At 55.6% G+C, this 18653-nt stretch carries 21 protein-coding genes; 8 read left to right on the top strand and 13 right to left on the bottom strand.

What is annotated here, in order from left to right; translation table 11 throughout:
* Positions 1-287: 287 nt before the first annotated feature.
* Entirely contained in the window at positions 288-1463 is a 1176-nt protein-coding gene (locus tag Q8W24_RS14190) for a glycosyltransferase family 1 protein (RefSeq protein ID WP_305415211.1), read from the top strand.
* Positions 1464-1505: 42 nt separating this feature from the next.
* Positions 1506-1808 carry a hypothetical protein gene (locus Q8W24_RS14185; protein ID WP_305415212.1) on the top strand — a complete coding sequence of 101 codons (303 nt, stop codon included), beginning with the start codon at positions 1506-1508 and terminating at the stop codon, positions 1806-1808.
* Here Q8W24_RS14185 and Q8W24_RS14180 read toward each other — a convergent pair.
* On the bottom strand, positions 1805-2170 hold the full coding sequence (locus Q8W24_RS14180) for a hypothetical protein (RefSeq protein ID WP_305475727.1): 366 nt from the start codon (positions 2168-2170) through the stop codon (positions 1805-1807). The genes Q8W24_RS14185 and Q8W24_RS14180 overlap by 4 nt on opposite strands.
* A 161-nt stretch (positions 2171-2331) precedes the next feature.
* On the opposite strand from Q8W24_RS14180, the gene ccoM reads away from it, so the two are divergent.
* A complete protein-coding gene (ccoM, locus tag Q8W24_RS14175) occupies positions 2332-2451 on the top strand; it encodes a cytochrome c oxidase subunit CcoM (protein WP_303432489.1) in 120 nt (39 codons plus the stop codon).
* A gap of 118 nt (positions 2452-2569) precedes the next feature.
* Here ccoM and Q8W24_RS14170 read toward each other — a convergent pair whose 3' ends face one another.
* The 8 genes from Q8W24_RS14170 to Q8W24_RS14135 are packed head-to-tail and all read right to left on the bottom strand — an operon-like array spanning position 2570 to position 10080.
* Positions 2570-3340: a septal ring lytic transglycosylase RlpA family protein gene (locus Q8W24_RS14170; RefSeq protein WP_303432488.1), complete on the bottom strand. Its 771-nt coding sequence runs from the start codon at positions 3338-3340 to the stop codon at positions 2570-2572.
* Positions 3337-4314: a lytic murein transglycosylase B gene (gene mltB / locus Q8W24_RS14165; protein ID WP_305415215.1), complete on the bottom strand. Its 978-nt coding sequence runs from the start codon at positions 4312-4314 to the stop codon at positions 3337-3339. The genes Q8W24_RS14170 and mltB overlap by 4 nt, the downstream gene beginning before the upstream one ends.
* A gap of 25 nt (positions 4315-4339) precedes the next feature.
* A complete protein-coding gene (rodA, locus tag Q8W24_RS14160) occupies positions 4340-5482 on the bottom strand; it encodes a rod shape-determining protein RodA (protein WP_303432486.1) in 1143 nt (380 codons plus the stop codon).
* Positions 5479-7335: a penicillin-binding protein 2 gene (gene mrdA / locus Q8W24_RS14155; RefSeq protein WP_303432484.1), complete on the bottom strand. Its 1857-nt coding sequence runs from the start codon at positions 7333-7335 to the stop codon at positions 5479-5481. The genes rodA and mrdA overlap by 4 nt, the downstream gene beginning before the upstream one ends.
* A 7-nt stretch (positions 7336-7342) precedes the next feature.
* The gene (gene rlmH / locus Q8W24_RS14150; protein WP_305415217.1) at positions 7343-7810 is read right to left on the bottom strand and encodes a 23S rRNA (pseudouridine(1915)-N(3))-methyltransferase RlmH; all 468 of its coding nucleotides are present in this window, start codon (positions 7808-7810) and stop codon (positions 7343-7345) included.
* On the bottom strand, positions 7807-8163 hold the full coding sequence (gene rsfS / locus Q8W24_RS14145) for a ribosome silencing factor (protein ID WP_303432480.1): 357 nt from the start codon (positions 8161-8163) through the stop codon (positions 7807-7809). The genes rlmH and rsfS overlap by 4 nt, the downstream gene beginning before the upstream one ends.
* A 7-nt stretch (positions 8164-8170) precedes the next feature.
* A complete protein-coding gene (nadD, locus tag Q8W24_RS14140; RefSeq protein WP_305475726.1) occupies positions 8171-8824 on the bottom strand; it encodes a nicotinate-nucleotide adenylyltransferase in 654 nt (217 codons plus the stop codon).
* The gene (locus Q8W24_RS14135) at positions 8824-10080 is read right to left on the bottom strand and encodes a glutamate-5-semialdehyde dehydrogenase (protein ID WP_305452433.1); all 1257 of its coding nucleotides are present in this window, start codon (positions 10078-10080) and stop codon (positions 8824-8826) included. The genes nadD and Q8W24_RS14135 overlap by 1 nt, the downstream gene beginning before the upstream one ends.
* 176 nt (positions 10081-10256) lie before the next feature.
* On the opposite strand from Q8W24_RS14135, the gene Q8W24_RS14130 reads away from it, so the two are divergent.
* A complete protein-coding gene (locus tag Q8W24_RS14130) occupies positions 10257-11192 on the top strand; it encodes a hypothetical protein (RefSeq protein ID WP_305415219.1) in 936 nt (311 codons plus the stop codon).
* Positions 11176-12156 (top strand): diguanylate cyclase domain-containing protein, encoded by a 981-nt coding sequence (locus Q8W24_RS14125; RefSeq protein ID WP_305415220.1) that lies wholly within the window; start codon positions 11176-11178, stop codon positions 12154-12156. Before Q8W24_RS14130 ends, Q8W24_RS14125 begins: the two co-directional genes overlap by 17 nt.
* 44 nt (positions 12157-12200) lie before the next feature.
* Here the strand turns inward: Q8W24_RS14125 and Q8W24_RS14120 are convergent, their stop codons facing one another.
* Positions 12201-12446: a hypothetical protein gene (locus Q8W24_RS14120; protein ID WP_303432469.1), complete on the bottom strand. Its 246-nt coding sequence runs from the start codon at positions 12444-12446 to the stop codon at positions 12201-12203.
* Between the two features lie 180 nt (positions 12447-12626).
* Here Q8W24_RS14120 and Q8W24_RS14115 point away from each other — a divergent pair, with 180 nt between their 5' ends.
* Positions 12627-13649 (top strand): DUF3549 family protein, encoded by a 1023-nt coding sequence (locus Q8W24_RS14115; RefSeq protein WP_303432467.1) that lies wholly within the window; start codon positions 12627-12629, stop codon positions 13647-13649.
* Positions 13646-14113 (top strand): YchJ family protein, encoded by a 468-nt coding sequence (locus Q8W24_RS14110; RefSeq protein ID WP_303432465.1) that lies wholly within the window; start codon positions 13646-13648, stop codon positions 14111-14113. The genes Q8W24_RS14115 and Q8W24_RS14110 overlap by 4 nt, the downstream gene beginning before the upstream one ends.
* Positions 14114-14149: 36 nt before the next feature.
* Here the strand turns inward: Q8W24_RS14110 and Q8W24_RS14105 are convergent, their stop codons facing one another.
* The gene (locus Q8W24_RS14105; RefSeq protein ID WP_305415221.1) at positions 14150-14446 is read right to left on the bottom strand and encodes a hypothetical protein; all 297 of its coding nucleotides are present in this window, start codon (positions 14444-14446) and stop codon (positions 14150-14152) included.
* A gap of 78 nt (positions 14447-14524) precedes the next feature.
* On the opposite strand from Q8W24_RS14105, the gene Q8W24_RS14100 reads away from it, so the two are divergent.
* Positions 14525-15367: a hypothetical protein gene (locus Q8W24_RS14100; RefSeq protein WP_305475725.1), complete on the top strand. Its 843-nt coding sequence runs from the start codon at positions 14525-14527 to the stop codon at positions 15365-15367.
* 122 nt (positions 15368-15489) lie between these two features.
* Here Q8W24_RS14100 and Q8W24_RS14095 read toward each other — a convergent pair whose 3' ends face one another.
* Both Q8W24_RS14095 and Q8W24_RS14090 read right to left on the bottom strand, forming a co-directional pair.
* Positions 15490-17028, bottom strand: coding sequence for an alkaline phosphatase (locus tag Q8W24_RS14095; RefSeq protein WP_305415223.1), 1539 nt, complete (start codon positions 17026-17028; stop codon positions 15490-15492).
* Between the two features lies 1 nt (position 17029).
* Complete coding sequence (locus Q8W24_RS14090) at positions 17030-18565, bottom strand: alkaline phosphatase (protein ID WP_305415224.1); 1536 nt, start codon at positions 18563-18565, stop codon at positions 17030-17032.
* Between the last annotated feature and the right edge of the window lie 88 nt (positions 18566-18653).

Here is an 18653-nt window from a genome sequence, read left to right as displayed (position 1 = left end):
GGCCTGCAAGTCGGCTTCGTGATTCGAAACCATCCGGTAGCCCAGAGTGAGCACCGGATTAAATAGATGCCCCCTATTGCTTCTTTTGGGTAAGTTCCATTTCCATTTCCCGGTTGGGTCGCCCTGGTTTCAGGCTGTTGTTCAGGCGTTCTGAGCCGGAGGATGACTTGGAGGGCTGGTTTGGAGAGCTGACGTTTGGTGGAGTGATATGGGGCTTTATTGGCTTCATCAAAGTGTCACGGTGGTGCTGGCACACTGGTTGAATTTAGCCAGAGTGCCAGACCCGTATGGCTCCACTTCGTATCAGTATTGTTACCGAAACCTATGTGCCCGATGTTAACGGTGTCGCTAATTCCCTGCGCCAGTTGATTAATGCGCTGGATCCTCGTCACTTTCAGGTACAGCTGATTCGTACTCGGCCGCGCTCGACATGGCGTCCAGAAGTGGAAGAAGTCTGGTGCCGTGGTTTGACCATTCCAATGTACCCGGATTTACAGATTGGCTGGCCAGCCCGGGGAGATATTCGGGCGGCCTGGGATCGTTTTCAGCCGGAATTTGTCTTTATTGCCACCGAAGGCCCGCTGGGCAACTCGGCGTTGAATTTGGCCACCGAGCGCGGCATTCCGGTGTTGAGTGCGTTTCATACCAACTTTCATCGTTACAGTAGTTATTATGGCTTGGGCTGGATTCGAACCCTGACGCTGAACTGGCTGCGCCGCTTCCATAACCGTACCGCCGGAACCCTGGTTCCTTCCGAAGAAGTCGCCGGTTTTTTATGTGAATCCAGCTTTCATAACGTTCAGGTATTGCCTCACGGGGTCAATTGTCATCTGTTCCATCCGCGGCGGCGTAGTATCAGTCTCAGGCAGTCCTGGCAGGTCAAGGACAGTGATCGGGTGATGCTGTATGTCGGACGTATTGCGGCAGAGAAAAATATCCCGCTCGCCATTGCGGCTTATGACCAGTTACGGGTGACCCGACCAGATCTGAAACTGGTGATGGTGGGGGATGGCCCGATGCGTGGTGATATTCAGGCCAGCCATCCCGATGTGATTTTTGCCGGCGTGCAAACGGGCGAGGCACTGGCCCGGCATTTTGCTTCCGCTGATCTGTTTGTCTTTCCCAGTGTCACGGAGACGTTTGGTCTGGTAACGCTGGAGGCCATGGCCAGTGGCTTGCCAGTGGCTGCATTTGATATGGCAGCTGCCCATATGCATATTCAGTCCGGTGTTAACGGTTCGTTGGCTCCGGTTGAAGAGAAGCCGGATATTGCCGAGCGGATGTTTGTCTCTGCCGCCGAGGCATTATTGGAGAGTGATCTGGTTGAGCAGGGCAAGGCGGCACGAGTGACGGCAGAACAGCTAAGCTGGGAGTGTGTGGCTGGTCAGTTTAGCCGTTATATAGATCGTGAGTTGGATCAGCCGATTGTTCAAATCGGAACAAAGTACAAAACAATGGTATGAGCGTTGCAGTAAAATCCCCAGTACCAACTTGGGGGGAACCACATGGTTGAATTCAACCGCAACAATATCGCACTACTACAAAAAATAAAGCGATTAGCGAAAGAAGAGCAGGGCTGCATAATTCACTATGATTCGCCTTCCTTGGAAGATGACCTCAGAACCCTTGTAAAAAGCGGCGTGAGCCATGATTTACTTGAGATGATTGAGATGTTTTTGCCGACCCAAACACCAAAAACCAAGCCGATTATGGACAGAACGTACCGCGGTGCGACGGCCATGATTGATGATCGGGAGCGGATCGGGCCGTCTACCCGGGTCTATCGGGGGCGAATTATCTCTAATTAGTTTGTTATCAATGTGTTGTTTTTTGGTGCGATATTGAACTCGTTTTGAAAAATCTGTGAATTGCTGGTGCAGATGACCTGAATTAACCTTGCAGTGGCGTTCGGTAATCCAGAAAGATAACGATCAATAAGCATGACAGACAGCACCCTGTGCAAGGATGCCACGCAAGACCTGTCATTTTTCAGCAGCCAGCGCCTGTGGGCGCTGGTTTGCTCGACCCTAATAAGATCTTTTGGAACAACAGGGATCTTCGTCCGGATAACATCCCAGCCCCTGTTTCTGCCGGTGATGACCTGATCATCGGAATAACCGTCTCCCTGAAATCCTGCCTTCTGTTTCAGCGCAATAAGCAAGCCAGCCAATAACTGATCTTATGTCGCTTTTGATGCATATCAAGCGTAGCAACGGTTATAAAGAGCGGCTGAAAAACGGCTTGATGTGAGTCAATTTGACACAGGTGTGGACTGTTACATTGCCCTCAACACGTCAAACGCAAGACCGACTAAGAGTGAGGAATCCCACTATGTTTATGGACGAAGTTGTTTTTGCCGGATTAGTGATTGTCGGACTGACCTGCGTATTTTTTGTAGGTGTATATGCGGCTATCCGTAAGGACATCAAAAAACACGGCTCTGGAGAATAAGAGCCGGTTTTATTATTTTCTGCGCTGAGTACCCTTGCCTCGGGCCCGACCAGTTTGGTCGTGGCCCTTTTTTTTGTGGCTTGTGATCTGCTGCGCGTGACGGCAATGTGAATGGTGCTCAGTCGAGTTGATGAGCACCGAGTATGACGGGGTTGTTGATCTGCAGGTTTTCCAACCTGATCAGCAAGTCCTGCAAGGGCTCTCCTTCCGGTACCGGGCCGATACGTACCTTATGGAGTGGTTTGCCATTCAGATTGCCCTGATGTACCTCCACAGGCCACGACAGTGGCTTCAGTGCCTGACTCAGGCTTTGCTGCTGCCGCCTGGCGTTGGACTGGTCGGACAGGGCTGAAACCTGTATCCAGTGTACCTTGTCGGGGTAAGGCTGGGTCAGCAGTTCGACCGTGACCGGGGCGGTGCCGGATACATCCAGGCCCACTTTGTGGGCAGCGGCATACGACAGGTCAATAATACGGCCTTCATGAAATGGCCCGCGATCATTGACCCGTACCACCACACTTTTGCCGTTGTCTTGACGGGTTACCCGCACATAGCTGGGTAACGGCAAGGTTTTGTGGGCCGCGGTAAATTGATAAACATCGTAAATTTCACCGTTGGAGGTAGCGTGGCCATGGAATTTCATGCCGTACCAGGAGGCGATGCCTGTCTGCCGGAATGACGTTGGTTGATCCAGTACTTGATAGCGTTGTCCCAGCACCTGATACGTTGGGCCGTTACCCGTCACACTGAGTGGTTCCCGTGTGGGGGTGGGCTCCTCTATGGTGGATAAATCCGGTGGTTCTGGAGGACTGAAGTCTTCCTTGTGCTGGTAACGCGAGCTGCAGGCGCTGAGTAGCAGCGCCATGATCAGCCAAAAGCCGGTCTTCACTGTTTCAGCGCCTCACTCAACTGATAAACCGCCATGGCATACAGACGGCTATGGTTATAGCGGGTAATCACGTAATAGTTATAGTGGGCCAGCCAGAACTCGGCTCCTTGCTTGCCAATCAGTTTGACCAGGCTGGCAGGGTCTTCGGCATTTGCTGGCTCGATGGTGGAAACTCCCATGGCTGCCAGTTTTGCGACAGTCCATTTGGGCTTCAGGTTGTCATTAACGGCTTGCTGGTACTGGTTGCCGCTGACGCGGGCGCGTTGTACCACCGGCTCGTGTGCTCGCCAGCCATGGACGTTGAAATAGTTGGCGACGCTGTTAATGGCATCCGCTGGGTTAGCCCATAAATCTCGCTGGCCATCACCATCGCCATCAACGGCATACGCGAGAAAACTGGTCGGAATAAACTGACCGTAGCCCATGGCGCCGGCGTAAGAGCCCTTGACGGTTGCGGGATCAAGATTTTCTTCTTTGGCCAGTGAGAAAAAGGCTTTTAATTCGCGCCAGAAGATCGGCCGTTTAGGGTAGTCGAATGCCAGTGTGGCCAGTGAATCCAGTACCCGGTAGCTACCCTGACGACTGCCGTAGAACGTTTCCACACCGATGATGGCAGTGATGATTTCTTTGGGAATGCCGTACTTCTGTTCTGCCGCCGCCAACAGCCCGGCATGTTTTGCCATAAAGGCCTTGCCGCCTTCAATGCGCTTGCTGGTGAGGAAAATATCCTGATAGCTATCCCATTCGAGGGTTTTTTCTGCCGGGCGAGCGATGGCTTCCAGTACCGAGTCGAGTTTTTTCGATTCTGCCAGCCAACGCCTGGTTTCTGCAGGAGGGATTTGATATTCCTTTTCCAGCTCGGCCGCAAACTCATTAAAGCGAGGGTGCTGGTCGTAACCGGCATATGCCAGCGCTGAGCCACTAAGACTGATAACCAGGCAAGTCTTTGCCAGTTGACGTGTAAGTCTGGTCATACTGATTCCCTGTTAAGTATTTTGATTAACGTTTTTGATGTATTGCCATGGACATGATCAGGCCAAAGGCTGTCATCAGGCTGACGACTGACGTTCCACCATAGCTGACCAGTGGTAGTGGAACACCTACCACGGGTAAAATTCCGCTAACCATACCGATGTTCACAAATACATAGATAAAAAAGGTAACGGACAAGCTGCCCGCCAGCAGGCGGCCAAACAAGGTCTCGCTACGGCTGCTAAGCACCAGACAGCGGAATATGATCAGGAAGTACAGCACCAGTAGCAGCAATACGCCAATCAGACCCAGTTCTTCTGCCAGTACGGCAATAATAAAATCGGTATGACTCTCTGGCAGAAATTCCAGTTGTGACTGGGTACCCTGCATAAAGCCTTTGCCTTCAATGCCGCCGGAGCCAATGGCGGTTTTTGACTGAATGATATTCCAGCCAGACCCCAGTGGGTCACTTTCCGGGTTCAGGAAGGTCAGCACCCGTTGTTTTTGATAGTCGTGCATAACAAAAAACCACATCAGTGGGGCACAGGCTGAGACGATAGCAATCAGGGAACCAATCAGCTTCCAGGCCATACCGGCAAAAAACAGCACCAGTAGACCAGACGCTGAGATCAACAGTGAAGTACCCAGGTCGGGCTGTTTCAGGATCAGTATCGTCGGGATAACAATTAGCCCGCTGGCCTTGAGCAAGTCGGTGATATGCGGCGGCACCGGTCGCCGGGCCATATACCAGGCCACGGTGAGTGGCAGAATCAGCTTGACCAGTTCCGATGGCTGGAAGCGGGGCAGCCCGGGCAGGGCCAGCCAGCGTTGCGCGCCCTTGGCCCCTACACCGGCAATCAGCACGCTGATCAAGGCAACCAGAGCCAACAGATAAGCCCAGGGCGCAATCATTTGATAAAAGCGAGGGGGCAGCTGTGCTGCCAGCCCCATGCCAAGCAAACCAATGCCCATATGCACGGCCTGACGTACCAGCATATGCGTATCTCGGCCACTGCCGGTATACAGTATCAGTAAGCCAGCCAGGCACAGTACCAGTAGCAGTATCACCAGCAGCAAATCCAGATGAATGCGGGTGAATAATGCTTTACCACGATCAAATCCCGGGTGTATGCCGCTACCCAGTGTGCGGGTGAAGTCGGAATTGCTCATTCGCCAGTGCTTCCGCTGAGGTAAAGATTAATAACTGATTGAGCAATGGGTGCTGCGGTACGGCCCGCTGATTCGCCGTTTTCGACCACCACGGCAATCGCAATCTGCGGATCTTCAACCGGCGCAAAGGCGATAAACAGAGCGTGATCACGCAAGCGCTCGCGCAGGGCGTCGGAGTCGTATTCTTCATCTTGCTTGATGCCGACAACCTGGGCAGTACCGGTTTTGCCTGCGATGGAAAACTCCAGGTGTTTTTGCAGCACGCGAGCCGTGCCATGAGGGCTGGAGATCACTTTGCGCATGGCTTCAAACATATGATCCCAGTTGTCTTCGTTGTTCAGTTTGATGTCCTGGGCCTCACTTTCATCAATCGCTTCATGCTGACCGCTGTGGGCAGAGAGCAGACGGGGAGCGACCCACTTGCCGCGATTGGCCATTAACGCTGTGGCAGTGGCCAGTTGCAAGGGGGTGACCTGCATATAGCCCTGGCCAATGCCCAGGTTGACGGTATCACCGGCGTACCAGCTGGCTTTGTAGTGTTTGCGTTTCCATTCACGGCCGGGCAGCAGCCCGGAGAAGGCGTTATCAACATCTATCGCCAGGTTCTGGCCAAAGCCGAACTGCGCCAAAAAAGGGTCAAGCTTGTCAATTCCCGCGCGGACGGCGGCATCATAAAAATAGACATCGCAGGATTCGACGATAGCGCGTTCCAGATTGACTTCGCCATGACCCTGGCGTTTCCAGTCCCGGTAGACCCGGGAGCTGTTTTCCAGCATAAAGCTGCCGGTATCAAAAATAGTACGGCTCCAGCTGGTCACACCGAGGTCGGTGACGCCGATACCAATAAAGGGTTTCAGGGTGGATGCCGGTGGATAGCGGCCCCGTATGGCCCGGTCGAACAGGGGTAAATCCGGATTGTCACGCAAGGCATTATAGTCGGTATGGGATATACCGGTAACAAACAGGTTGGGGTCAAAGCCCGGGTTACTGTAGAGGCTGAGAATCCCCCCGGTTTTGACTTCAATAGCCACCAGAGCGCCCCGGTGATTGGCCAGTTGTTGCTGGGCCAGCCGTTGCAGGCGGCTGTCGAGGTGCAGGGTCAGGTCTTGTCCGGGGGTCGGGTCTGACTGCTCCAATACCCGTAAAATACGGCCGCGGGCGTTGGTTTCCACTTTTTGATAGCCGGGTTCGCCATGCAGGTCACTTTCATAACGCTTTTCAATACCTTGTTTGCCAATGTATTGGGTGGCGCTGTAGCGGCGTTTGGTATCGATATCGGTATCCAGGTGATTTTGTTCCCGCTGGTTGATACGTCCGACGTAACCCAGTACATGGGCAAAGGTTTCCCCTTGTGGATAATGACGCACCAGCTGGGCTTCGACATCGACACCGGGCAGGTAAACCCGGTTGACCATGACCTTGGCAATTTCAACTTCGGTCAGTTGATGACGTAAAACAACGGGTTCGTAGGGTCGACGACGCAGTTCCAGACGTCGTTCGAGCTGTTCCCGGTCCCGTTCTGAAATACCGATCATATCGTCGATAAAATTCAGAGTATCTTCCATATTACGAACGCGTTCAGGCACCAGCGTCAGGCTGTATGAGGGTACGTTTTCTGCCAGCAATTCCCCATTGCGGTCATAAATCAGACCACGCTTGGGAGGCAGCGGCTGGATCTTGATACGGTTGTTTTCGGATAGATTCTGGTATTTTTCGTAGAGGGTGATTTGCAAATAGGCCATACGCCAGACGAGCACGCCCAGCAAGGCAAAGATAATCAGGCCCAGAATCGCGGCACGAGAACGAAACAGCTTTACTTCAGCTGATTTATCCCGGAAGGAGTGCTCCCACATGCAGGCCTCATTTGTGGTAAGGATGGCCCTGCAACAGGGTCCAGGCTCGATATATCTGCTCAGCCACCACCACGCGTACCAGAGGGTGCGGCAAGGTCAGGCTGGATAGTGACCAGCGTTGTTTTGCCTGCGCCAGCAGCGTTGGGGCTATGCCATCAGGGCCACCAATCACCAGAGCCACATCGTGACCGTCCATGCGCCATTGCGACAGATGACCGGAGAGCTGTTCTGTTGACCAGGGTTTACCAAGGACATCCAGTACGACCAGATGTTCCTGTGGCCGTATTGCCTTTAGCAAGGCAGCAGCTTCCTGCTGCATGGCTTTTTCCTTGCTGCTGCTTTTACTGCGGTGACCCGGGCTGATTTCCACCAGTTCCAGGGCGCAGTCGGCAGGTAGCCGTTTGGCGTATTCCTGATAGCCGTCTGTCACCCAGGCGGGCATTTTCTGACCGACCGCCAGCAGCCGGATTTTCATTCCGCTGCATGACCCTTGCTGGATGAGTCGGCAGGTTCACCCCAGAGTCGCTCGAGGTCATAGAAGTGGCGTGACTGGTCGGTCATGACATGCACGACGACGTCGATCAGGTCGATCAGTACCCAGTCAGCGACGGCACGACCTTCGGTGCCATTGGGGCGCAGGCCGGCATGCTTGGCTTTTTCTTCAACATGGCCTGCGACGGCGGTAACGTGGCGATTGGATGTCCCGGTGGCAATGACCATCCAGTCGGTGACAGAAGTACGGCCACGTACGTCCAGAATAGTGATGTCTCTGGCTTTCATATCGTCCAGGGAATCGACGACCAGGTTTTTGATTTGCTCAGTTTGCATTCGCTACTTATCGGTAAAGTTGGTGTTGAGTGAGATAGTCCAGTACAGGGTCTGGAGTAAGGAACCGGACATTCTCGCCTTCGGCAATGCCTCGACGCAAGCCCGATGCTGAAATATCCAGCCCGGGCCAGGCCTGTTGGCAGATACGACCTGCAGGACTGGCTAACAGGTCAGTAATGGAAGCCTGTCGTGCCAGCCACTGTTGTTGTTGCCATGGGGCAACGGGCTGGCGTTCTCCGGGACGACTGATGACCATCAGATTGGCGAGATCAAGGATGTCGTCACAGCGGTGCCAGCGGTCAAAACTGAGCCAGGCATCGGTGCCCATTGCCCAGGTAAAACTGATGGCCGGGTAAAGGGTACGCAGCCATTCCAGGGTAATGACACTGTAGCTGCATTCCGGGCGTTGTAATTCAATATCGCTGACTTCGACACCATCCAGGTCGCTGGTAGCGAGATTCAGCATGGCCAGGCGCTGGCTTGATGACGCCCGGGGGGACGGCCGGTGTGGCGGAATACGGTTAGGCATCAGCAGCACCCGCTCAAAACCGGCGTCGCGTAATTGCAAGGCGATACGCAAGTGCCCGATATGAACCGGGTCAAAGGTACCGCCCAGAATGGCCCAGGGAGCAGCCCGTGCGGCTGCCACGGTTGAGCTCATTATTTGCGTACTTCGCCGTTACCAAACACAACGTATTTCTGTGAGGTCAGACCATCCAGTCCGACCGGGCCACGGGCATGAATCTTGTCGGTAGAGATACCGATTTCTGCTCCCAGGCCGTATTCAAAGCCGTCGGCAAAACGGGTTGAGGCATTGATCATCACCGAGCTGGAATCGACTTCGGTGAGGAACTGGCGCGCCAGGGTGTAGTTCTCGGTGACAATACTGTCGGTATGGTGCGAACCGTGGCGATTGATATGTTCAATGGCAGCCTCAATGCTGTCGACTATCTTGATTGACAGAATCGGTGCCAGGTACTCGGTATCCCAGTCTGCAGCGGTGGCGGCTGTTATGCCATGAAGAATATCGCGGCTGCGGTCGCAGCCACGTAATTCAACGTCCAGGGCAGTGTAGGCTTCCCCCAGCGCTGGCAGTAACTCATTGGCGACATCCTGATGCACCAGCAGGGTTTCCATGGTGTTGCAGGTGCCGTAACGGTGGGTTTTGGCATTAACGGCGATATTCAGTGCCTTGGTCTGGTCGGCAAAGCGATCCAGATACACATGGCAGATGCCGTCGAGGTGTTTGATAACCGGGACCCTGGCGTCCTTGCTGACGCGTTCAATCAGCCCTTTGCCACCACGAGGTACAATAACGTCGACAAATTCTGGCAGGGTGATCAAGTGGCCAACGGCGGCACGGTCGGTGGTTTCCACTACCTGCACGGCGGTTTCAGGTAATCCGGCAGCGGCCAAACCGGTGCGAATACAGGTTGCCAGCATCTGGTTGCTGGCAATGGACTCCGAGCCACCCCGTAAAATGGTGGCATTGCCGGACTTGAGACACAGGCTGGCGGCTTCGATGGTTACGTTCGGGCGGCTTTCGTAAATAATGCCGATGACACCCAGAGGCACACGCATCTTGCCAACCTGAATGCCGCTGGGGCGGTATTTCATATCGGTGATCTCACCCACCGGGTCTGGCAGGGTGGCGACCTGATGCAGGCCTTCAATCATGGTGTCAATACGGGCGTCGGTCAGTTCCAGGCGATCGAGCAGGGCAGCATCCAGGCCTTTGGCCCGACCGTTTTCAAGGTCGGTGGCATTGGCTTGATAGAGGTCGCTACGTTGCTGGCTGATGGCATCGGCGATGGCCAGCAAGGCTTTGTTTTTGTCCTGGGTTGAGGCTCTGGCCATGGCTGTTGCAGCAGCACGTGCCTGTTGGCCCAGCGTTATCATGTATTGGTTTACATCCATCGATTACACCCGATCGGTCGGAAACAGATAAAGTTGGCTAGTATACACTACCCACCTGCGGATTAACCCGGTAATTACGTTCGGGGGCAGGGTATTGCGGTTACCTGGCACCGGGGTGATGCGGCGTTTTCCTGTCAAGGTACTGGCCGACGAATCCCAATGACAAAGGCTTTCTGATGCTCACAGGCAAGAACAATACGTATTTTTTACGACAGCAAGAGTTACGGCTGACGGCTTTCTATTGTCTGCTGATGGCCGTATGCCTGGCGGCGCTGTCCTGGATTGATTGGCGACACCAGCATGTTGGAGAGACGATTGCCACTTTATTGCTCGGTTGCCTGCTGAGTATTTATGCCCGTTATCTGCTGTTGCACGACAAACCCTATCGACGTCGCTGGCCTGAATGGTTGGTCGTGACACTACTGGTGCTGATGGCCTTGCGGGAGATGACCATTGGCCTGGACACCGTACATATTGGTTTCTGGGTGCCGTTCTATCTGGTGTTTGCGTTTCGATGGCAGTATGCCATTTGGATGATGCTGGCTTTTTCGGTGTTATTTCTGTGTCTGGCCGCCTGTTTGGATATCCTGTTGCGAGCACAGGTTATGACAACCTATACCGTGAGTGTGGCGGTCGCCGCTGCAATTGGCTGGATGAATGAATCCGGTACTATCCGGTTGCGCGAAGAAGTCGGGGCGGATCCACGTACCGGTGCCTATCGGGAGGATCAACTGCTGATCGATCTGGCCCGTGAAATCCCCCGCGCGGATCGTCATTCATCCCGGCTGCTGTTGACCCTGGTGCTGGTGCCGGGTACTTGGCGTCAACTGGGGAACGAGGCGTTTGAAGATCGTATCCAACAACTGGGAACGCATTTGCAACAGGGGGTACAGCCTTTTCATATGTTGTATCGATTGGAATCGGATGATTTTCTGGTGTTGATGCCTTATGGCACTACGGATGACTTCCGCTTGATCGAACAGCAACTGGACCCTGTTGCCAGGGCGGGTGAGCAGCCTCTGGATATTGTCGCTATTCATTATCAGCCAGACGACGATGTGGACAGCTTGGTCGTACGGATCAGGGAGGCTTGTCATGATGATCATGCTTGATAATCACCATCGTGGCCCGGTGTTGCGGTCGGGCTTGTTTGTCTTGACGGCACTGCTGATGAGCTGGGTGGTATGGGAGCAGTTCCAGCTGGGTCTGTACGATACCGTGCTGATGAGTTTCTGTGTGATTCCGATGCTCTTGCTGGCGGCGGCGATTATCTGGCTGCAGCGGGATTGCAGCCATCATGATTGGCTGGCGCTGCCGGTACTGGTGCTGGTAGTGGCACCCGGTTTTATCCAGATCGAACCCAGCATGGCGTTATCTCTGAACTATCTGTTGATGATGCCGTTTCTCAGCTATTTTTGCCTGCGTCGTACCCTCAGCCATATTTATAACATTGGTATGATTATCGCCCTCTGGTGGACTGTCATGATGGCTGCGGATGTGCTGGTGGCAACCCGGGCAGCACTGGTTTACACCATGGTGGCGGCCTCGGTTGCCTGTTATGGCTTGTTGATCCAGCACCGCTTGCTGATGGTGGCTTCACTGACATTAAATGATGGTGAATCCGGGGCTTATAATGCCGGTCATTTTTCGCTGGTAGCGGAGCGGGAAGTGGCTCGCAGCGAGCGTGCCAAGCGGCCATTGGCGCTGATTGGTTTCAGTATTGAAGATTTTTCCCAGTTGTGTGACTTGCATGGACAGCACGCCGTCAGTCAGTTTTTGCCGCAGTTTGTTGAAGGGATTCGTAATGAAGTGCGGGCCGGGGATGAGATTTTCCGTATCCGGGATGAGCTGTTTATCTTGCTACTGCCAGACTGTGCGGAAGATGGTGCTATCGTCCTGATGGAACGTATGCGTCGACAGATGGAGCGGCAGCCGTGGCCAATACTGGGTGAGGTATCCTTGCTGACCACCACCGTGGCATTGGTGGCCGGGGATACGTGCCAGGACGTTGAGCGGCGCTTGCTCGCCCGCCTGGCCAAGCAGAAGCGCGCCAGCCTGCAGGCGGCCGCTTTCTGAACCCCGCCAAGCGGCTGGCAGGGTTGGCCTGGGGTCAGAGCTGATTATTTACCCGGGCGGTTTTCCAGATAGCGGATGGTTTTGTTGGCTTCGTTGAGCTGATAGCTGAGATCTGCCGCCTGTTGCCGTAATGTCTTGGCTGCTTCCTGTTCTTGCTGATGCTGACTGAGCAGTTCCGTCAGACTGGTTTCAGCGTCTTTTACCTGTTGCTGCCAGCGACGACTGAGCCAAAAACCTACTCCTCCGCCACCAATGATAAATCCGGCCAGCAGCGCCAATACGATCAGCATACCTTGTCTCCTGTGAGTGCCTGTGCAATGGCTGGCTATCATACCTGCTTGTTGTGAGTGTCGCAGAAGGATCTGCTGCCAGCACGGCAAGATCCTGCCATTTGCCTCACCATGACAACCGGCCATTCGGCAGAATCTGCTACACTGGCGACCGCTTTTGCATTTTTTAGAGGACAACGAGTGACCATTACTGATCTGGTAAGCCAGCGCGGCGCTAGCCTGCGTGTATTTGACATGGGCCGCCGTATTCAACCACTGGACACTGCGCTGTTTGAAGAAATTGAGCAGCAGAGGCGCAGTTATCCGGTGCCGTATCTCAAGCATGCCTGGCTGGCATTATTAAGCTGGCACCCTGAGCAACCGGGGCAGCATGCTATCTGGTTCCTGAAGCTGCCGCTGGATGAACAAAACCTGCTGGATGCGCCGGCCCGTGATGGCTTTGTCCGTTATATCGCCCAGCGTCTGGCCGCCGGGGACAGCAGCAATGATAAAGGTGAAGCACCGTTCAGCTTCAAGCCGGATGCCCATCGAATGGCGTATTTTCATGCGCTGGCCGCGCGCGAGCTGGGGGCACCGGACAGTCGCTTTTACGCCACTACCCGGGGTTATCTGGCCGGTGATATGGGCTGGGAAAACTGGCAACAACTGGGCTTGCAGGGGCTGGCTGAAGTCGTTGCCGGTTATCAGCAAGACAATAACCAGGCGTTGCTGACGCGGGCCCTGCCATACCTGCCCAAGGTGCCGTTGAATGTGATACTCGGGTTTATGGAAAATATTTCGCCAGGGCAGGTGTTGACCAGTGCGGTCAATGACCGGCTTGCCAGTGTGATTGCCGCAGAACCGGATGCCAATGATCTCGCCGCGTTTGCCCGGGCGCTGTCTCACAGCGAAAATATTGAACAACGCCGACTGTTGCTACACGCGCTGCTGGCGCATCCCGCTGCCCGTTCTGTCGAGGTGCTGGCGGCGGTTTCCAGCCGTTGCTGGGCAGATCTGGAAGGAGAGTTGCTGCTGGCGTTTCTGGAAACCCTGGCCGTTAATGAACAAGGGCAGGACACGTTTAACGCGCTGGTGGGGGATATGATGACCCTGCCCGGTATGCGACAACGGATGATGGCGGCTTTTTCATCGGATCAACACAGTCCGTCACTGGATCAGGGGATTACCCGTCTGTTAGGGATGGTCAGAGGACAAGCTCAATGACGCCGGATTCTCCCTGCCCTTGTGGCCGCATGTTGGCAGCATCTTCGGTGGTGAATTATGGCGACTGCTGTCAGCCATTACATCTGGGGCAGCCAGCCGCCAGCGCAGAAGCGTTGATGCGATCGCGTTACAGTGCGTTTGTGCTGGAGCTGGAAGATTATCTGCAGGCCAGCTGGCATCCAGACACCCGGCCAGACGGCCCGGTATGTGAAGCCTCCATGCGCTGGTACGGGCTGGACATTGAGAGCGCCGATGAGCTGGGTGATCCGGCGACGGTGTGTTTTACCGCGACCTTTCGCGCGTATGGCCGCTGGCAAACGCTGCATGAATGCTCACGCTTTGTTAAACAGGGTGAGCACTGGCGTTATTACGATGGCGAGGCCGAGTGGCAGCAATTGCAGCCGGGCCGTAATGACCCTTGCCCTTGTGGATCAGGGAAAAAATTCAAAAAATGTTGTGCCTGAAGCGAAGCACCTTGACCTCGGCGGGAGCTTGGCAACTCAGTCCTTTTGCCTGCCCTGGCTGGGGCCTTTCAGCACCATGCCGACGGTCATGGCCAATGCCCCTGCGGTCGCAATCAGCAGGCTGATATTGATGATCAGGGTATGGCGTGCGTAATACGTCGTGATGGGTTCGGCGCTGGCAATACAGCTGCCAAGCTCGGGTGAATAAGTCAGCCCTTGCTGCTGGCACTCGGTAATGGCGGACAAGTCCAGTCCATAGACAATCAGCAGTGCAACGGCAGGCAGCACACAGAGCAGAGTGCCATAGCGAAGCAGTCCGGTTGGGTTAAACATAAAGGCGTATTTCCTCGAATGAGTGTTCAGTATCAGGGATGGCCGCCCGGATTCTCTGGCGGTATATGGGTTCTTTGTTTGTCAGTCGCAGTGTTATGGGGATTGACCGGCGGCAGTCCGTCAGTACAGGCCAAGCCGGTGGGCTCTGCGGCTGTTTCCACCGAACAGAATGAGGAAACGGCTGCCAGCGCGGCATTGGCGGCGATCCGACAGGATCTGGCTGCCGGGCGATTATCCCAGCCTGCGGTCTGGAACGCCATGGTACGTATCTATGAATTTCGTCGCCTCTGGCCCACCAATATGGCGGTGGTGCCACTGGCCTATCAATGGGCTGCCGCCTATCAGCAACAGGTTGAGGATTGGTTGGCTCAGGGAGAGCTGGCGGCGGCGGCGATGGCACTTGAGCAGCTATGGACGCTGGTGCCACTCAGTAACGGCCTGGACCGGTTACAGCACCGGCTGGACCGGGCACTGTTACTGCAAGGACAAACCCCTCCGGCGTTTATGGCCCCCGGTTATCCGCTGTCAACGGCTGGCGAAGAGGAAACCCCGGTGGTGGTACGTCTGGATTATCGTCCGTTGGGTATGGCAGTGCATGATGAATTTCGCAGCCATTATGAAGACAATTCCCCGCCATTGGCCGAGTTTCTGCTGGATGCGAATCTGGTTGAACTGCGTGACCAGTCGATCCAGACGTTAATGGCTCCGCTGTGTCAGGCGATTGTTGATAATCAGGCATCGGTGATCGTGCATGCTGAAGATCGGGTCGATTATCGTTGGCTGACGGTCAGAATAACCCTGTGTGTTCGCCGCATTAACGAGCATTTTCGTTTACGGCACAGTTATCAACAACAGGATGGCGCTCCCATGATTTCCTTGCACCCTGCGCGGGCAGCCTCTCTGTTACCCGCTCCGGAGTGAGTTGTGACTTGACCAACCGAATTGGCCAACAGCAGACGCGACGGCGAGTCGGCGACACCCAAGCCGTCGGCGACCCGTGTACGATCACCGACGTATCCCTATCCCTATTGTTATCCCAGTCGCTATCGTCCTGTTGCGGTATCGACGGTCAGGGCATGACGCATCAAGTGAAACAGCCAGTGTTGTTCCATGGTGCCACCCAGCAGGTGGGACCAGGGGCCAGCCCCGTAGACGGCGACGTCTTCGCCGCCATGGGTTTCTGAGTACATGGGTATCAACGCTTGCTGACGATAGTCTGGTGATTCAGCTTCGTCGGCGCTGATGGCCGGACGCGGCATGGCGACAGCGCCGGGGCCATTACGATAATTCATCGATGTGTAGTGTTCGCCATCCGCCAGACGATCAGGCTCTGGTGCCGGGTGGCCGTGATCATCATTGCCCGTTACCAGTGCTGTCATCGGGTTGCCGCGGGTCGGATAGCCTGCCAGAGTCAGTGTATGGCTATGGTCGGCGGTGACCAGCAGCAGGGTATTTTCGAGATCAACAGACTGCAGCAGCCAGTCAACCGTTTGGTGTAATTCCTCGGTTTCTTTCAGGGCGCGATAGCCATTGCCTTCATGGTGGGCGTGGTCGATGCGGCCTGCTTCAATCACCAGTACGTAACCTTCCTCGTTGTGTGACAGGCGTTGCACGGCGGCCTGGGTCATATCCAGCAAACCGGGAGTTTGGGTATCGCGATCGTCAACGTATGGCAGGTGTGAGGGAGAAAACAGCCCCAGCCACTGGCCGTGACTCAAATCGGCGGTTTGCAAGGCGTCCCGGTTGGTGAGCAAGTGATGATCCGGGCGCTGCTGCCAATCGTCAGTGAGGTTGCCGGACTGACGAGCACCGCCAGTGGCAGTGGTGTTAAATTGCGCCAGACCACCACCAAGAGCAATATCGAGATCGCTGTTGACCAGTTGGGTGGCAATGTCCTGACAGCCGGAGGTGCGGGCTTCGTCAGTCAGCTGGCTGTCGTTTTCCCAGTTGCGATCGACACTGTGGGCATACGTTGCCGCCGGGGTGGCGTGGGTCAGGCGGGTGGTGGAGACCACACCGGTACCCTTGCCTTGCGCTTGTGCCAGATCCATCAGTGTGTCGAGCGTCTGGCCTGCACCGCTGGCACAGTCTCCTCGGGTGACGCCAGGGCCGACGGACAGTACTCCGGCGCGGGTTTTTGTGCCCGTGAGCAGGGCTGTAATGGTGCCTGCCGAGTCCGGTGTTTGCAGGTCGGTGTTGTAGGTTTTGACCAGGGCTGAATAGGGCAGGGTTTCGAAGCTCATGGCAAAGTCTTCGCCGTTAAGACCAAGTTGCTGGCCGCTGAAGATGCGCCCGGCCGTTAACGTGGTGATTCCCATGCCGTCACCAATGACCAGTACCAGGTTTTTGGCTCGGTGTTGATTGTCTGGCTGTTGTTGGCGCTGGTCGGCTTGTTGTTGCCCTAGGGCATACCAGTCACTGCTGCTGACCGGGCCGGGGATCAATACCTCGGTGGTGTGTTGTGGCTGGCTGTCGCTGACCGGATCGGTACTGCTGTCATGGGTCGCGCAGCTGGCCAGTGCCATGGCACTCAGGGTGATGGTGAGCTGTGCGGCACGTTTGAGCGGGGTCATAACGGTCATATCAGTTGTCCTCCGTGACGGCCGGGGCCTGGGTGGTTAGGTGCAGTGCCCGGCTGGCGAGGTGAAACAGGCTGTTTTGTTCCAGCAGGCCGCGGAACCATTGTGACCCCGGGCCTTTGGCGTGAATCGCGACATCGTCGCTGCCATGGGTTTCGCTTTCCCGGTGGCCCAGTGCAGCCTGATGGAAGTCCGGGTGACTGGTGTCTTCATCCTCATGCCAGTGGACTCGGCCATTCTGGCGGCCGGATTCTGCAGCGCTGACCGGATCAATATCATTGGCACCCAGGCCATTGGCGTAGCCCAGCGTGGTGTAAGGGGCACCATCGCTGGCATGGGTAAGCTGGTCGTTGTGTTGCACCAGACCAAGAATATCGTTGCCACGTTGCGGGTAACCGGAGAAGGACAGCGTATGGCTGTGATCTGCGGTCACCATGATCAGGGTGTCGTTGTCATTGGTCATGCGGTCGGCAAAGGCGACAGCATCGGCCATGGCGACGGTATCAGTGAGGGCGCGATAGGCATTGCCGGCATGATGGGCATGGTCGATACGGGCACCTTCAATAATCAGGACATAGCCCCGGTCGCTGTTTTGGGTTTGCTGATGCAGGATCTGCAAGGCGGCAAAGGTCATTTCGGTGAGAGAGGGTTCGGCGCTGGTGCGGTCATGGGCGTAGGCCATATGGCTGTCGGCGAACAGGCCAAGCACCGGGGTACGAGCCTGCATGCCCATAAGGTCATTTCGGCTCAGTAGAAGTTGGCCGTCGGGATAGCGTGTGCTGAATTGCTGGGTCAGGTCGGTATCGAGACGTACGCCTTCCCGGGCTGTTGTCATAAAGTTCTTGCGGCCGCCGCCCATCGCAAGATCAAGCCCGTTGGCAAAGCCGCGGTGGATCAATTGGGCGGCAATGTCTTCGCAGCCTTGCTGGCGCGCTTCTTCAGACAGATCGCTGTCGGCTTCCCAGTCCCGTTCGGGGGTGTGGGCGTAGGTTGCTGCCGGGGTCGCGTGAGTCAGGCGGGCGGTGGTGACCACACCGGTGGCCAATCCTTGCTGGCTGGCGTATTCCAGTAATGTTGTCAGCTGGTGGGCCTGGCTGCCCTGGCAGACAGCGCGATCCTGTTCGGGGCCAATACTGAGCACCCCGGCGCGGGTTTTGACGCCGGTCATGATGGCGCTCATGGTGCCGGCGGAATCCGGGGTTTGCTGGTTGGTGTTGTAGGTCTTGACCAATCCGGAATAGGGGAAGCGCTCGAATGACAGGAAGTTTTCTTCACCACTGAAACCTTGTTGCTGGCCCTGAAAGATGCGTGCAGCGGTCAGCGTGGTGACACTCATGCCGTCGCCAAGAAACAGGATCAGGTTACGTGCACGGGTGCCGGGTGTCTCGTTGGCAAGGCGGTATTCCAGCCAGGCCTGACCCTGTTGGTAGTTGGGCTGATAGGCTGATGGGGAGGCTGCCAGCAGCGGCGGCGACGTCAATAAAGCTGCGGTAGCGAGCGTTGTGATGGCCAGCAGGCCGGAGCAGGCAAGGCGTTGCATGGGAACTTCCTGTCAGATAAAGGTTCTTGTGAACGTTGGTTTGTATTGGTCAGTGTAAATCGGGGTGCGAACTGCGCCTATAGTCTTT

The organism is Oceanobacter sp. 4_MG-2023 (assembly GCF_030689165.1).
Lineage (GTDB): Bacteria > Pseudomonadota > Gammaproteobacteria > Pseudomonadales > Oceanobacteraceae > Oceanobacter.
The sequence above is the reverse complement of the archived record's forward strand: the minus strand, read 5'-3'. Positions and strand labels throughout refer to the sequence as shown.

Excerpts from the sequence above, each read along its gene's own strand:
- Q8W24_RS14110 (WP_303432465.1), top strand. The coding sequence starts at position 13,646 with ATGACGCCGGATTCTCCCTGCCCTTGTGGCCGCATGTTGGCAGCATCT.
- mltB (WP_305415215.1), bottom strand. The coding sequence starts at position 4,314 with ATGACCAGACTTACACGTCAACTGGCAAAGACTTGCCTGGTTATCAGT.
- rodA (WP_303432486.1), bottom strand. The coding sequence starts at position 5,482 with ATGAGCAATTCCGACTTCACCCGCACACTGGGTAGCGGCATACACCCG.
- Q8W24_RS14095 (WP_305415223.1), bottom strand. The coding sequence starts at position 17,028 with ATGACCGTTATGACCCCGCTCAAACGTGCCGCACAGCTCACCATCACC.
- Q8W24_RS14125 (WP_305415220.1), top strand. The coding sequence starts at position 11,176 with ATGATGATCATGCTTGATAATCACCATCGTGGCCCGGTGTTGCGGTCG.
- rlmH (WP_305415217.1), bottom strand. The coding sequence starts at position 7,810 with ATGAAAATCCGGCTGCTGGCGGTCGGTCAGAAAATGCCCGCCTGGGTG.
- nadD (WP_305475726.1), bottom strand. The coding sequence starts at position 8,824 with ATGAGCTCAACCGTGGCAGCCGCACGGGCTGCTCCCTGGGCCATTCTG.
- Q8W24_RS14105 (WP_305415221.1), bottom strand. The coding sequence starts at position 14,446 with ATGTTTAACCCAACCGGACTGCTTCGCTATGGCACTCTGCTCTGTGTG.
- Q8W24_RS14120 (WP_303432469.1), bottom strand. The coding sequence starts at position 12,446 with ATGCTGATCGTATTGGCGCTGCTGGCCGGATTTATCATTGGTGGCGGA.
- Q8W24_RS14130 (WP_305415219.1), top strand. The coding sequence starts at position 10,257 with ATGCTCACAGGCAAGAACAATACGTATTTTTTACGACAGCAAGAGTTA.
- ccoM (WP_303432489.1), top strand. The coding sequence starts at position 2,332 with ATGTTTATGGACGAAGTTGTTTTTGCCGGATTAGTGATTGTCGGACTG.
- rsfS (WP_303432480.1), bottom strand. The coding sequence starts at position 8,163 with ATGCAAACTGAGCAAATCAAAAACCTGGTCGTCGATTCCCTGGACGAT.
- mrdA (WP_303432484.1), bottom strand. The coding sequence starts at position 7,335 with ATGTGGGAGCACTCCTTCCGGGATAAATCAGCTGAAGTAAAGCTGTTT.
- Q8W24_RS14185 (WP_305415212.1), top strand. The coding sequence starts at position 1,506 with ATGGTTGAATTCAACCGCAACAATATCGCACTACTACAAAAAATAAAG.
- Q8W24_RS14190 (WP_305415211.1), top strand. The coding sequence starts at position 288 with ATGGCTCCACTTCGTATCAGTATTGTTACCGAAACCTATGTGCCCGAT.
- Q8W24_RS14090 (WP_305415224.1), bottom strand. The coding sequence starts at position 18,565 with ATGCAACGCCTTGCCTGCTCCGGCCTGCTGGCCATCACAACGCTCGCT.
- Q8W24_RS14135 (WP_305452433.1), bottom strand. The coding sequence starts at position 10,080 with ATGGATGTAAACCAATACATGATAACGCTGGGCCAACAGGCACGTGCT.